Here is a 13,799-nt window from a genome sequence, read left to right as displayed (position 1 = left end):
AACCTTACTGGAACACAAAATTATAAGTCAATGAAAACAAAGGGCTATTCAAAATAGAAAGCTCATAGGAACCTAAAGGGCTACTTAGAAACACATCAGTATCTACACCATCTTGTCGTTGCGCATAGTAGTTGTTAAAAGGATTTCTTCTACTATACACATTATAAATGGTAAACGTCCAATCGCCAACCCACCTTTTGTTCAACTTTTTGCTATATTTTACATTCCATGAAAAATCCAATCTGTGGTAAGGTCTTAGACGTGCATTATTGCGTTCAATAAAAATGGGGACATCTAAATTCTCCAATTTAAAAACACTATTGGCCACGGTGTAGGGTCTTCCTGTCTGTCCGGTAAAATTAAAGCTCCAAGTGTTATATTTATCACCCTCAAAATTAACCGTGGAATTGATGACATGGGGCCTATCAAAATCCGAAACGAACCAATTATTATTATTGATTCTATCCCCTAATTTTTCATTATCGGATTTTAATAAACTCTTTGACCAAGTATAATTAAACCAACCGTTAATTTTTCCTACGGATTTTTTAATACTGAACTCTATTCCATACGCTTTACCTTCCCCTTGTATAACATCACGTTCAAGAAATTCTTCTAAAAAGAAATCTGCTCCTGGTTTAAAGGTCAAATTATTTTCCGAAGACCGGTAATAGCCTTCTAAGCCAAGTTCTATTTCATTATTTGAGATATTCTTATATATACCTAGACCATATGTATCGCTCAATTGCGGTAATATATTAGGGTCAGATGTTTTCCATCTAGAAGTAGGCAAAGGCGTTGTGCTATTGTACACATTTTGCAAATATTGCTTGGAGCGGGCATAGCTAGCTTTGATAGATGTTGTTTGGTTCAATTTTATATTAGCACCCAATCTTGGCTCCAAACCGTTGTAGGTCTTTACGCCGGCACCTTTTTCAAATTCATTGACCGCAAGCAACAACCCCGTAGTTTCATCTAAAACAGCCTGCCTGTATGGACCAACCAACACATAATGGCTAAAGCGCAACCCAGCGGAGATTGCTATGGCATCTGTAGGATTATAATTCATGTTGGCGTAGGTAGCAAACTCATAACTGTTTTCCTTTGCCAACAAAACAGGATCCACATTGTTACCATTTCCTGGACTTAATTCCCCCGGACTAATTTCATATTTATTGGCCTGAATTCCAAAATAATACGAAGCATCTTGATTGATTTCCTTTGAAAATTCAGAAGCCAAGCTTTTATAAACAATCTGAGATGTAAACTCAATATTATTGGGATTATCAATTTCCGGAAAAATGGTTTTGGGCGAATAATTGCTCATGACCAAATTGGTTCTAAGATTACTCTTTTCATTAAAGGAATGTCTCCAATTCAGCGTTCCGTTCAATGTCCTAAAATCATATTGATTGTTCTCGGCATTGATATTCTGAATCTTAGTGATCAAGTCCAATTGATAATAATCCTTACTATAAAATCCTGTAAATGTAATCTGGTCATTATTGGTTGGCAGATATAATAGTTTTACGGTACTGTCATAAAAATTTGCTTTGGTATTCTTTAACCGTTCTGAAAATAGGGGCAAAAGAAAATCCGTAAGTCCGGCCCTACCTCCTATCGCAATCATAAGTTTACCCTTGATTAATGGAGTCTCAATGTTTAATCTGCTTGAAACAATACCTACCCCGCCGCTTAACTTAAATTTATCTACATACGGATTCTTCACTTTTATATCTAATACAGAAGTTATTCTACCACCGTAGCGTGCAGGTATATTGGCCCTATATAAATTTACGCTAGAAATTACATCTGGAGTAAAAACCGAAAAAAGTCCAAATAAATGTGTAGGATTAAAAACAGGGGCGTTATCATACAGCAATAGATTTTGGTCCAAAGCTCCTCCCCTGACCGACAATCCATTACTTATTTCCCCTGCGTTGTTTACCCCGGCCAAAAGGGTCATACTTCTAAGCACATCTGCCTCGCCCAGACCAGAAGGCATTTTTTTAAGTTCCTGTGTTTGTAATTGCAGGGCGCCCATTTGTGGAAGTTCTAAATTATCATTGATTCTTTTGGCCCGTACAACCACCTCGGAGAGTTGTTCCTGTTCCTCTTCAAGAAATAACTTTATTGTATTATTTGACTTGAGGTCAATGGTTGTTCTCCTACTTTTAAAACCTATGTAGTTTACGGTTAACTCATAAGTATTAGCCATTAGCCTAATGGTAAAAAGGCCGTTATTATTGGTAATACCACCACACGCACAGGGTTGTATGTTTATCTCCGCACTTTCTAAAGGCTGGTTAGTGGATTTTTCATAAACCTCTACCCCCAGCAAAAATTCTTGCGCAGAAAGTGAACTGGAAAAAAACGTGGTAAAAATGAATCCCAAGAGCAAAATGATACAAATACGCTTATCACATACCTTTTTCTGATTTAATTTGTCCATGCTGCAGGTTTTATTGCGGTTCTAAATCGTTCTTCGTTACAAGCAGCCTCTGTAGTAGCCGGTGGTGGGTAGGGAGATTGAAAAGTGGGCTCAACACTCAAGCTTCTCTGAGGTTCTAACGGCTTTTCAGGAATATCTCCGCGTTCAATAAAAATATCTGCGGATGTTGTTGCTGCAGCAGTAAACCTTCCAAATACAAAATCGTCAGCATCATTGGGGTTATACATATTACCGATCAAAGCTGCCGGTGGCGGTGCATTAAATCCGCTATTATTATCGACTAAATCTTTCAACACCTTATAGTATTCATAGGCATCTGGGGTTAAGGACAATTGCTGAATTTCTACCAAGATATTATTCTTTGTGTATAAAGGTATATTGGCCACTACCAAATCTGTAGTGGTTTTACCGTTGGAAAATTTATCATCAAAAATAGCAATGCTCTCCGGCAGGCGTATCTGCCAACATTCTTGATCACACAAATAGTCAAAATAATCTGGAGTTGCAATATCGGTTTGTTGACAGATCTCATTTCTGTAAATACCATCAAAACAAGTTTTGCAAACCACCAGTTTTTCAAAAGACTTGAATGTCCAATAGTAATAATTCTCATTATCGGCCGGATCGTTGAATGTCAATGAAATGGCATGGCCGGGTTCAAAAGAATTTGTACCGTCATTAAATTGTAGTTCAGGATTATATGTTGCGCTTATATTTGAGATGGGCACAGGCTGTAGAATACGCTCTGGTTGCGAGTTGTATTGTGTACCATCTAACAAAGTAACCTGTAATTGCCATTGCTCACCAATATTGGCGTTAAATTCTACGGATGGCACATAGGCCCCTTCCACTTCGGTTAAATTGACCACTTCACCAGAAACAGAATTTACGAACGAAACACTTGCACCTTTTTCAAATTTTGTCTTATTTATTCCAAATTCTGTAGAAGACTTATTGATAATGACATAAGACCCCCCTTTGACCGTAGTGGCTATACCTTCTATAAATACCAGCCCTTCTTTAAACTCAAATTCAGGTTCAACGGGATCAATACAATTGATCAATAATAATGACAATACCAGCAAATATATTTTTTTGGCCATAAGGTTATTCAATTTATCACAAGTGTAATGAATACGCTTAAAGATAAACCGAATAGTAACAACTTGTTACAAAAAAGAAAGGCCTTAACAAATTAATGCAAAGACCTGTAATTTATGACATAAGGAATTAATTACTGCCGAACAAAAATCAGCTCACCACTGTCTGCAAAATCGGGGATTTCAAGATCAGCAGCATCAACGGACATGATATCTCCATCAATTGATACATCTATCATTAATACTTCCCCATTACTATCTATTGTAGTAACAACACCATCTTCAAAAGTATAGGTACTGGTTTCTTCATCATATTGTGTAGGACAAGGAACATCAAAACTTGATGCACTAAAGTCAAACTCCACATAACTGGCGCTGTTTCTGGCAGATGCGGTCAAATCTTCATTGAACTGTAACGTAACCAAATAACATTCCTTATCGGTCAGAAGGTCTAAGATACCTTTGGCCAACTTAGCATCATCACTTGCAGTATTATTATCTATTTTAAGTTCCGTAGCGTTCCAAGTTCCAACTAACGCGTTAAGTGTCATTTCTTCTTCTATTGCCGCATCATTTTTATCTGAACTGCAGGACACAAACACCAAGGCACATCCTAAAAGCGCTAAAAAATTCTTATACATGATATTAAGGTTTGGTTAACAATCTCTTAGAACGAAATTATAGACATATTATTTCATAGCAAAATTACGCATCAAAATATAACGCTTATCGAATAAAACGGTAAGTTGCCTTAATTAAAAATGTATTATCCTTCTTTTGTCCAAAAATCTGACCGTCTAGATTACTACCCAAAGTACCATAAGGATCAGCCAACCCAGCTACACCCTGAGCCCAAACAAGAAAAATTTCGCTACCCGGAATATATTCCCATCTAACTACCAGATTGGACCTGAATTGAACAAAGGAAAAATCTGGATTCGCTATTTCATAATCAACGATACCATCTAAATCTTCATCAACAGAATAGGAATTTCCCATACCTGAACTAACAATCTGATCGGGGGTATACAGGGTAACCCGTTCATTAATGTTCTTAGCCAAGGAATTGGACACATAATTAAAATCTGTATACAAGCCCCTGGATATAAAAGGTTGACCGTAGTATTGAATGGATAGGTTTGGATTTATACTATAATTAAAACGGATGGATGTACTGAACGTACGTTGATCAATATTACCCGTTATATATCTAGGAATACCGTTATAATCACTTTCAGTAACATATTGGGTCTTGTTAGGGTTTTCTTCATATTCTGAAGATACCGACAGGCTAAAAGCATCAAAAGGTTGATAGTAGAAACGCAATACATAACGTTCCAATGAAAAATTTTGCTGTGCAGCTTGGCTGTTTACATATCCTAAGGTAAAATTGAATTTTTTTCTATTGTCCGAACCAAAGAACAAATAAGCAAAATTCTCTTCGGACCAACGCCATCTTGGTCCGCCACGTAATACGGTATTCGAAAAAATTCTAGGTTTGTGGGCCGCCCCTATTTCTGTCCACCAATTGTTCTTATAATTTATAAATCCTTCAAACTGGTATTGTATTCTATTATAATTCCCTTCAAAATCATAGGTAGTATATTGACTTAATTCCATATTAGCCCTTCTATAGAAATTAGTGGGTTTAATAAATAATCTACTTACAGATGCAGTTTGTTTTATTTCATCTGCCTGTCTTAGAAACCCAATGTCATTAAGTTCCAATTCTGGAGAACGCCATATAAGCCCTCCATCATACCTCCAGTTACCCCCGCCGGCCTTACCAAATTCAATTTTACCTCCAGTACCTGTAAGCGATGTTCTATTTTCATCCACAGCTACATGGCCGGCATCTACCCTCTGAAAAAGATGTGTTATACTAGTTTGTGTACGGGCTATTGCATCTTCACTACCTGTTACATGACTACCCACAAAATTACCTTCAACATAGTAATTCCTGTTCTTCCAGTTATGTTTAAAATCTAACCCAGCGGTATATGCACTCTTTCTCAAAAAATCTAAATGATCAGGAATATTTCTATTTGTTGCGGTAAAGATTCCGCCAAGGAAGGAATTACGTTCATTAAAATCTTTTTGTACCCTACCTACCATATAATTCGTTAGCGGCTCTACAAGTTCTGAACGTTGGTTCCCTTCCAAATCTTCTATATCTGCAAACATTCTCCCCGTAACACTTTCCAACAATCCTATAGACCAGCCGTTCTTGGTCTTTCCGGAAAACTTGGCCGCTCCTAAAATTGTTGAATTCGTAGGTGCATTTATATACTCATCTGGTGTGGTGGTTGCATTACCTTGTGGACTTCTGCCAATTCTTCTACTATAAAATATGTTATCATTACCATCAGCAAACTCATAATCGAAAATATTTTTATTTTCAACAAAGAAAGGTCTACGTTCCTCAAAGAAAATTTGAAATCCGTCTAAGGCAATGGCGCCAGGATCAGCATCAACCTGACCAAAATCAGGGTTCACGGTTAAATCTAAAGTAAGGTCATTGGTAATACCAATTTTGGCATCTAAACCGGCATTGAATTTAAAATCCTGCCCATCCTTAAAAGGATTGCCCTCTTGTTTTGGGTAACTATCAAATTGATTTACAATAAAAGGCTGAATTTCCAATTGCTTTTGAGGTTGTATGTTCCTTAACCCTTTTAAGGTCCCAAACTCACTAACCCATCCAGGAGATTCCAATGAAATGGGCTGCCATATTGAACGCTCTTGATCCCTGAAAAACCTTCTATGAATTTGCAGACCCCATACCTGTTCATCTGCGGTTCCAAATTTTAATTGACTAAAAGGAATTTTCATTTCTGCAGTCCATCCCGTATTGTTGATCTGGGTTGCCGTATACCATATAGGATTCCAACTAGCATCCCAAATATCACCGTTTTGGGAAATAAACTCATCCCCTTTAACACCCGCAGCAGAAACATTGAATGAAAAACCGGTTCTTTTATCATGATAACTATCAATATTTATTTCTATCCAATCACCGGAAAAATTATCTCTTCTTGCAAGGCGCTTTTCAATTTTAGAGGGTACACTGTCCAAACATTTAATAGCTACATATAAATACTTTGCATCATAGGTAATCTTAAATGCGGTAGGTTGCTTTGGCAATTGTCCGTTATTTGGTTCAAATACCGTAAAATCTGCATCCCAAGGAACATTGTCCCACCCTTTATCAGTAAGTATTCCGTCTATAGTTATGATTTGATCATTGGCCAATGGTGCCGTGGTATACTCCCTTTTAATTGGCACACTGTCTCTCTGAGAAAAAGCAATAGATACAATACATAGAAATAAAAAATTTACAAGAACTTTGTAATTCATTGTTGGTTGGTCCTTTTGATTGATATATAGGAAGGACGCAAAAAGTGTTACAGTGTTACAAAACCCGGTTAAAATTCAATAAGTTTAACACTCTAAATTACCAAAGAAGTTGAATTTAAAATAAAATAGAAAAAATTTAGAAACAAGTATTTGCAATTCAAGTTAATAGTTGTAGATTTGCAGCCCGTTTGACGGGGTTGATTATAATAATAGTTAAAAATAGCAGTAGTGGATACATTAAGTTATAAGACCGTTTCGGCCAACAGAACAACTGTAAACAAAGAGTGGTTATTGGTAGATGCCGAAGGTGAAACATTAGGGCGTATTGCCTCTAAAGTTGCCTATTTGTTAAGAGGAAAGCACAAGCCAAGTTTTACTCCGCATGTAGATTGTGGTGATAATGTTGTAATTATCAATGCAGATAAAATTACTCTTTCAGGAAACAAGTGGTCCAGCAAGATGTACTTAAGATATACAGGTTACCCAGGTGGACAACGTACCACATCGGTTAAACAACTTTTGGAAAAAAATCCAGAGGCTATTCTTGAAAAAGCTATAAAAGGTATGTTGCCAAAGAACAGATTAGGTGCAGATCTTTTTAGAAACCTAAAGGTTTATGCAGGTACAGAGCATGGTCAAGAAGCTCAGAAGCCTACTGTTGTTAATTTAAAAGATATTAAATAAGATGGAAGTAATTCATAAAATTGGTCGTAGAAAGACCGCTGTAGCTAGAGTTTATCTTTCTGATGGAAATGGCGACATTACCATTAACAATAAAGATTTAAGTGTATACTTCCCAACTGCTACATTACAATATAAGGTAAAGCAACCTTTTACATTGACTGAAAGTTTAGATACTTACAATGTTAAGGTTAATGTTTACGGTGGTGGTATTACCGGCCAGGCAGAAGCTATTCGTCTTGCGCTTTCTAGGGCAATGTGCGAAATTGACGCCGAAAACAGAGGTATTCTTAAGCCAGAAGGATTGTTAACGAGAGACCCAAGAATGGTTGAACGTAAGAAATTTGGTCAGAAGAAAGCACGTAAAAAATTCCAATTCTCGAAACGTTAATTCGAGATACAAAGTTACCAGGCACCCATCATGGGTGCCTATTTTATATTTTTTATTTAAACTGGATATTCCAGAATATTAACAAGTTCATTGAAAGTCCGTTAAGGACAATTAAAAATCCTTTGATCCCTAAAAATTAAAGGTAAGATTAGTTTAGCATCTAAATGATGAAGGCTTCTAGATACCATATCCAGATACCACTTTATCATTGCTAATTCAAAAGAACGTAAACTAAATTTAAAAATGGCGAGAGTCGAAGTAAAACAATTATTAGAAGCAGGTGTGCATTTTGGCCACCTAACCAGAAAGTGGAATCCAAACATGGCTCCTTACATCTACATGGAGCGTAATGGTATTCACGTTATCAATCTTTACAAAACAGTTGCAAAATTAGACGAGACCAATGAGGCGCTTAGCAAGATTGCAGCATCAGGTAGAAAAATACTTTTTGTAGCTACCAAAAAACAAGCAAAGGACATCGTAGCTGAAAAAGCGGCTAATGTAAACATGCCTTACATCACAGAAAGATGGCCAGGTGGTATGTTAACAAACTTCGTTACTATTCGTAAAGCTGTTAAGAAAATGGCTTCAATAGATCGTATGAAGAAAGACGGTACGTTCCTTACTCTTTCCAAAAAAGAAAGATTACAAGTAGACCGTTTACGTGCTAAGTTAGAAAAGAACTTAGGTTCTATTTCTGAAATGACACGTTTACCAGGTGCCTTGTTCATTGTTGATACTATGAGAGAGCACATAGCCGTTAAGGAAGCCCAAAAATTGAACATTCCTATTTTCGCAATGGTAGATACCAACTGTGACCCTAGAGATGTTGATTATTTAATTCCTTCCAATGATGATGCTTCCAAGTCTATTGATATCATCATGACAGAGGTTACCAATGCAATTGCAGAAGGTCTTGCAGCAAGAAAGTCAGAAAAGGCTGAAGCAGCAGAAGGAAAATCAGAAAGCAAAAAAGAAAAAGCTCCTAAGAAAAAAGAAGCTGTAGAAACTCCAGAACCTACTCCTGCAAAAGTGGACACAAAACCTGCTCCTGTAGTAGCTAAAGTACCAAATGTTGAAGTAGATGTTGAGGCTACCCAAGAAGCTGTTGCCAATGATACAAAAACAGAAGCTGACGATTTAACCAAGGTTGAAGGAATTGGCCCTAAAGCTGCAGAAGCATTAGTTGCTGCAGGTATTGCAACATACGCCGATCTTTCTAAAGGCGAAGCGGAAAAAATCAAGGAGATTTTGACGGCGGCTAGTTCTAGAATGGCACATTTAGACCCAACTTCTTGGCCAAAGCAAGCCAAAATGGCCGCCGAAGGAAAATGGGATGAGCTAAAGGAATGGCAAGATAATGCCAAAGGTGGTGTAGAATAACACTTTCTTTTTCGAGATAAAATAAATTTAAGAATAGCCCTTTAAAACGGGTACACTAAAAGTAAAAAAAATGGCAAAGATTACAGCTGCAGAAGTTAATAGATTAAGAAAAACTACTGGTGCAGGAATGATGGATTGCAAAAAAGCCTTGGTAGAAGCTGATGGTGATTTTGAAAGCGCAATCGAGATTCTTCGTAAAAAAGGTCAAAAAGTTGCAGCAAAAAGAGCCGACAGAGATTCTTCTGAAGGTGCTGCTATCGCTAAGGTAAATGATGACAACACCAGTGGTGTAATTATCTCCCTTAACTGTGAGACCGATTTTGTTGCTAAAAACGAAACTTTTGTAACATTGGCTACAGAATTGGCAGATTTAGCAATCAATTTTGATTCTAAAGAAGCTTTCTTGGCTGCTGATTACAAGGGCATGACGGTTCAAGAAAAACTTACCGAGCAAACCGGTGTTATTGGTGAGAAAATCGAAATTGGTGGTTTTGAAACCTTAAGTGCTCCTTTTGTAGGTTCTTACATTCATGCAGGAAATAAAATAGCTGTTTTAACAGGTCTTTCCGCATCTGTACCAGGTGCTGAAGAAGTTGCTAAAGATGTTTCTATGCAAGCGGCAGCAATGAATCCTGTTGCCTTAAATGAAGATGGCGTAGACCAATCCATTATTGATAAGGAAATTGAAATCGCTAAAGATCAATTACGTCAAGAAGGGAAGCCTGAGGCAATGTTGGATAAAATTTCTCAAGGGAAAATCAAGCGTTTCTTCAAGGACAACACCTTGGTAAACCAAGATTTCATTAAAGACAGCAAACAAAGTGTTGCTCAATATGTAAAATCTGTTGATTCTAGCTTAGAAGTTACAGGTTTTAAAAGAGTTGCACTAGGTTAATTACAATTTAACTAACTCAATAAAAAACCGTCTTACTGTAAAAAGTAGACGGTTTTTTTATGGGGTTATTTTGAATATAACCTTAAACGCTATAATTATTCACCCTTTAACCAAGCTTCTCTAAGCGCAATTATCTCCTGTCCAATATTTTTCTGCGATACTACCTTCTTCACCTTTTTATATGGCAGACCTACATTACCTTCTACCGTTACCATTTCACCATCTCTTTCAACAGTTACTTTGATCAAACGATCCGCAGACCAACTAAAACTTTCCTGTATAATTGGTCGCAAGGCATTTACAGACACTACTTGTTCATCAATCATCTTTAAAATATCGCCACCTTGCAATTTAAGGTCATCGAAAAAAGAATTTAAGGCTATACCCTCCCTAATAAAAACCACGCTATCTTTTTGCACATCAACATCTATATATGGTACTTGACCATCAAAAAAATAACTAGTTGGCACCTGTTCATCTTTTACCTCAAGTCCCACTTTACTTAAAAAATTAGAATAGTTTATAGGCGACTTACCTATAACATGTTTATTAAAAAAGTCACCTACTTCCGGATATGTCATTGCTACAATTTCCCTAAAGAGGTCTTCATCATTAAACGGTTTGTCAACCCCGTATTTTTTAGAAAGTTCTTTCATTAACCAAAGAACCCCCTTGCTCCCATTACTCTTTTCCCGCAATAACAAATCCAAACACATATTGATCAAAGCGCCTTTTTCATATACATTGGCATAATTAGCTTCATAAGGTTCACTTAATATATTCTTGCTCATTATTGTAAAGGACATTTCATCATCATAAAGTTTGGCGTTTTCTATCTTAGTCAACATTCTTTCATAAAACTCATCTTCCGTTATTAATCCTTGCTGAACTTGGAATAAATTGGCAAAATATTCCGTAGTACCTTCATACATCCAGAGATGTTGAGACATTTTTGGTGTATTAAAATCAAAGAACTGAATCTCTTTTGAATGAACACTCAATGGAGTTACAATATGAAAAAATTCATGGGAAACAACATCTACCATAGCCTGTTCCAACCTTTCTTTAGGCATAGCTTCAGGTAGTACTACCACCGTAGATGTATGATGTTCCAAAGCTCCAAAACCAAGGGCATCAGGAGTATTGATATCTGACAAATACAATAAGATATTATATTCTCTTGTAGCATCCACATTCCCCAGAAATTCTTTTTGGGCACCCATCATTGCAACCATTCTATCTCTTAAATCGGACGCTTTATATACTCCATTTGGCGAATAAAGGCTTAGCGTTACATTAATTCCATTAATTTCAAAACTTTCCCTATTTGGTACAGCATACATAATAGGGTTATCAATAACATCAAAGTACCTATTGGCTTCAAAAACATCTAAAGAAACATCCGCATTATTTAAAACTACAGGCAATGATGTTGTAGGGGTAAGTGCTTCAGGTTTTTTAATCTGAAGGTGGTAAGGGTACTCTTTAAAGCCTTTAAAATAGCCAACAAAACCATGTAGGTTAAGCACAAAATTTTCTCCAACGGCTATATTCGTACCAGCTGGAGAAAATACCGCATCCTTAACCTCATTCTCACTATCATATGTATCATTTACCCAATACTGAATTTTATCTAACTGAATACCATTGCCAATACGCCAAGAATTAACGTCTATCTGTTCTACTACCATTTCATTACCTTCATAATCCAAGGCCACAAAATCAGAAATATATTTACCGTAATCATCTGTGCTATATGTACCAGGTACCGTTTTAGGCATTTGAAAGACGACTTCTGCTGACTTGAATTTATCTGGAGCCAAAACAACCTTTACACGATCATCTACCACATTCACTAAATCAATTACTGCAATTATTGGTTTATCAGTATTGGACAAAACGCCTTTTCCTGCACCGCATCCTAAAAGCAAGGATGCAAGTACCCCAATCATAAATGTTTTTTTCATAGTAATTTGTTGTTATATAAGCTTTTATTTAAACCTTGTTAAAGATAGATATAATGATGAAATCCCTGCACCAATAATTATTGACACGCTAGCGTTAATTATTGACCACACCCAACAATATTTTTCATTATTTTTGATGTCAAATAAAAAATTGAAATGCACTACAAAAGAATTCTTCTAAAGTTAAGCGGTGAAGCCCTAATGGGTGAAAAACAATATGGCATAGATTCTAATCGTCTTAACGAATATGCAGAAGAAATTAAACAAGTGGTAGACAAAGGCATTGAAGTAGCAATTGTAATTGGTGGAGGCAATATTTTCAGGGGCCTAACCGGCGCAGCTACAGGTATGGACCGTGTACAAGGAGACCATATGGGTATGTTGGCCACTGTCATAAACGGACTTGCCTTACAAAGTGCATTAGAAATGTGTGGGGTACAGACCAGACTGCAATCTGCCATTAAAATCAACGAAGTTGCCGAACCTTTTATAAGAAGAAGGGCAATGAGACACTTGGAAAAAGGCAGGGTAGTCATATTTGGCGGCGGAACCGGAAACCCTTACTTTACCACAGATTCTGCTGCAGTTCTTAGAGCTATTGAAATAGAGGCTGATGTAATTCTTAAGGGAACACGTGTAGATGGCATCTATACCGCAGACCCGGAAAAAGACAAAAATGCAACAAAATTCGATTCCATTTCCTTTCAAGATGTATTGACAAAAGGATTAAAGGTTATGGATACTACCGCATTCACCTTAAGCCAGGAGAATGAATTACCTATTGTAGTATTTGATATGAACAAAAAAGGAAACTTACTGAAAATAGTTGACGGACAGACCATAGGTACCACCGTAAACATTTAAATTTTGGTATAGTTTATGTTTAGTGAAAGTTATATTCTTATTTTATGAACGAAGAAGTACAATTTATTTTAGACACCACAAAAGAAAGCATGGCTGCCGCTATTGCCCATCTTGAGAGGGAATTTTTAAAAATTCGTGCAGGTAAGGCTAGTCCGGCTATGTTATCCTCCGTTATGGTAGACTACTATGGATCACAGACACCTTTGGCACAGGTTGCCAATATAAATACCCCCGATGGCCGCACCATATCCGTACAACCTTGGGAAAAAGGAATGCTACAGGAAATTGAAAAAGCCATCATGAATTCCAATTTAGGATTTAACCCTATGAATAATGGCGATATGATTATCATCAACGTTCCGCCATTAACGGAAGAACGTAGAATTCAATTGACCAAACAGGCCAAGGCAGAAGCAGAACATGCTAAAGTGGGTGTGCGTAGTGCAAGACAGGATGCCAATAAGGAAATTAAGGACTTGGATATCTCAGAAGATTTTCAGAAAAACGCTACTGCCGATGTACAAGACCTAACCGATACATTTACAAAAAAGATAGATGATTTCTTATTGAAGAAAGAAGCAGAAATCATGAAAGTCTAACAATATTTACATAAACAATGAGTCAAAGCTACCACCTATAGGTAGCTTTGTTGTTTTGTAATAATTTTAAACTTTTCAATTTAGGAACAAATGCACCTATTAGTTACCTT

At 36.8% G+C, this 13,799-nt stretch carries 11 protein-coding genes; 6 read left to right on the top strand and 5 right to left on the bottom strand.

Annotated features, from left to right (window positions below; all coding sequences use genetic code 11):
• Positions 1-4 precede the first annotated feature (4 nt).
• The 4 genes from ABVM52_RS10665 to ABVM52_RS10650 all read right to left on the bottom strand — a co-directional run bounded on the left by ABVM52_RS10665 (position 5) and on the right by ABVM52_RS10650 (position 6,909).
• On the bottom strand, positions 5-2,452 hold the full coding sequence (locus ABVM52_RS10665) for a TonB-dependent receptor domain-containing protein (RefSeq protein WP_405380315.1): 2,448 nt from the start codon (positions 2,450-2,452) through the stop codon (positions 5-7).
• Positions 2,440-3,555 (bottom strand): DUF4249 domain-containing protein, encoded by a 1,116-nt coding sequence (locus ABVM52_RS10660; protein ID WP_405380313.1) that lies wholly within the window; start codon positions 3,553-3,555, stop codon positions 2,440-2,442. The genes ABVM52_RS10665 and ABVM52_RS10660 overlap by 13 nt, the downstream gene beginning before the upstream one ends.
• 131 nt (positions 3,556-3,686) lie before the next feature.
• A complete protein-coding gene (locus ABVM52_RS10655) occupies positions 3,687-4,193 on the bottom strand; it encodes a hypothetical protein (protein WP_405380311.1) in 507 nt (168 codons plus the stop codon).
• An 85-nt stretch (positions 4,194-4,278) separates the two neighbouring features.
• Positions 4,279-6,909, bottom strand: coding sequence for a DUF5916 domain-containing protein (locus ABVM52_RS10650; protein ID WP_405380309.1), 2,631 nt, complete (start codon positions 6,907-6,909; stop codon positions 4,279-4,281).
• Between the two features lie 228 nt (positions 6,910-7,137).
• Between ABVM52_RS10650 and rplM the strand changes: the two genes are divergently transcribed.
• The 4 genes from rplM (at position 7,138) to tsf (ending at position 10,259) form a co-directional block, all read left to right on the top strand.
• On the top strand, positions 7,138-7,593 hold the full coding sequence (gene rplM, locus ABVM52_RS10645; protein ID WP_405380307.1) for a 50S ribosomal protein L13: 456 nt from the start codon (positions 7,138-7,140) through the stop codon (positions 7,591-7,593).
• 1 nt (position 7,594) lies between these two features.
• Positions 7,595-7,981 carry a 30S ribosomal protein S9 gene (gene rpsI / locus ABVM52_RS10640; RefSeq protein ID WP_405380305.1) on the top strand — a complete coding sequence of 129 codons (387 nt, stop codon included), beginning with the start codon at positions 7,595-7,597 and terminating at the stop codon, positions 7,979-7,981.
• A 243-nt stretch (positions 7,982-8,224) separates the two neighbouring features.
• Positions 8,225-9,364, top strand: coding sequence for a 30S ribosomal protein S2 (rpsB, locus tag ABVM52_RS10635; protein ID WP_405380303.1), 1,140 nt, complete (start codon positions 8,225-8,227; stop codon positions 9,362-9,364).
• 70 nt (positions 9,365-9,434) lie between these two features.
• Positions 9,435-10,259 (top strand): translation elongation factor Ts, encoded by an 825-nt coding sequence (gene tsf / locus ABVM52_RS10630; RefSeq protein ID WP_405380301.1) that lies wholly within the window; start codon positions 9,435-9,437, stop codon positions 10,257-10,259.
• A gap of 95 nt (positions 10,260-10,354) precedes the next feature.
• Here the strand turns inward: tsf and ABVM52_RS10625 are convergent, their stop codons facing one another.
• Positions 10,355-12,226, bottom strand: a complete 1,872-nt coding sequence (locus ABVM52_RS10625) for a peptidase M61 (RefSeq protein WP_405380299.1) — start codon at positions 12,224-12,226, stop codon at positions 10,355-10,357.
• 156 nt (positions 12,227-12,382) lie between these two features.
• On the opposite strand from ABVM52_RS10625, the gene pyrH reads away from it, so the two are divergent.
• Complete coding sequence (gene pyrH / locus ABVM52_RS10620) at positions 12,383-13,090, top strand: UMP kinase (RefSeq protein ID WP_089259284.1); 708 nt, start codon at positions 12,383-12,385, stop codon at positions 13,088-13,090.
• A gap of 44 nt (positions 13,091-13,134) precedes the next feature.
• Positions 13,135-13,689: a ribosome recycling factor gene (gene frr, locus ABVM52_RS10615; protein ID WP_405380296.1), complete on the top strand. Its 555-nt coding sequence runs from the start codon at positions 13,135-13,137 to the stop codon at positions 13,687-13,689.
• The last annotated feature ends 110 nt before the right edge of the window (positions 13,690-13,799 follow it).

Source organism: Maribacter sp. LLG6340-A2 (assembly GCF_045057105.1).
Taxonomy (GTDB): domain Bacteria; phylum Bacteroidota; class Bacteroidia; order Flavobacteriales; family Flavobacteriaceae; genus Maribacter.
The sequence above is the reverse complement of the archived record's forward strand: the minus strand, read 5'-3'. Positions and strand labels throughout refer to the sequence as shown.

Bases quoted from the DNA above. Each gene is read 5' to 3' on its own strand.
- ABVM52_RS10665 (WP_405380315.1), bottom strand. From the start codon at position 2,452: ATGGACAAATTAAATCAGAAAAAGGTATGTGATAAGCGTATTTGTATC.
- ABVM52_RS10660 (WP_405380313.1), bottom strand. From the start codon at position 3,555: ATGGCCAAAAAAATATATTTGCTGGTATTGTCATTATTATTGATCAAT.
- ABVM52_RS10655 (WP_405380311.1), bottom strand. From the start codon at position 4,193: ATGTATAAGAATTTTTTAGCGCTTTTAGGATGTGCCTTGGTGTTTGTG.
- ABVM52_RS10650 (WP_405380309.1), bottom strand. From the start codon at position 6,909: ATGAATTACAAAGTTCTTGTAAATTTTTTATTTCTATGTATTGTATCT.
- rpsI (WP_405380305.1), top strand. From the start codon at position 7,595: ATGGAAGTAATTCATAAAATTGGTCGTAGAAAGACCGCTGTAGCTAGA.
- rpsB (WP_405380303.1), top strand. From the start codon at position 8,225: ATGGCGAGAGTCGAAGTAAAACAATTATTAGAAGCAGGTGTGCATTTT.
- tsf (WP_405380301.1), top strand. From the start codon at position 9,435: ATGGCAAAGATTACAGCTGCAGAAGTTAATAGATTAAGAAAAACTACT.
- ABVM52_RS10625 (WP_405380299.1), bottom strand. From the start codon at position 12,226: ATGAAAAAAACATTTATGATTGGGGTACTTGCATCCTTGCTTTTAGGA.
- pyrH (WP_089259284.1), top strand. From the start codon at position 12,383: ATGCACTACAAAAGAATTCTTCTAAAGTTAAGCGGTGAAGCCCTAATG.
- frr (WP_405380296.1), top strand. From the start codon at position 13,135: ATGAACGAAGAAGTACAATTTATTTTAGACACCACAAAAGAAAGCATG.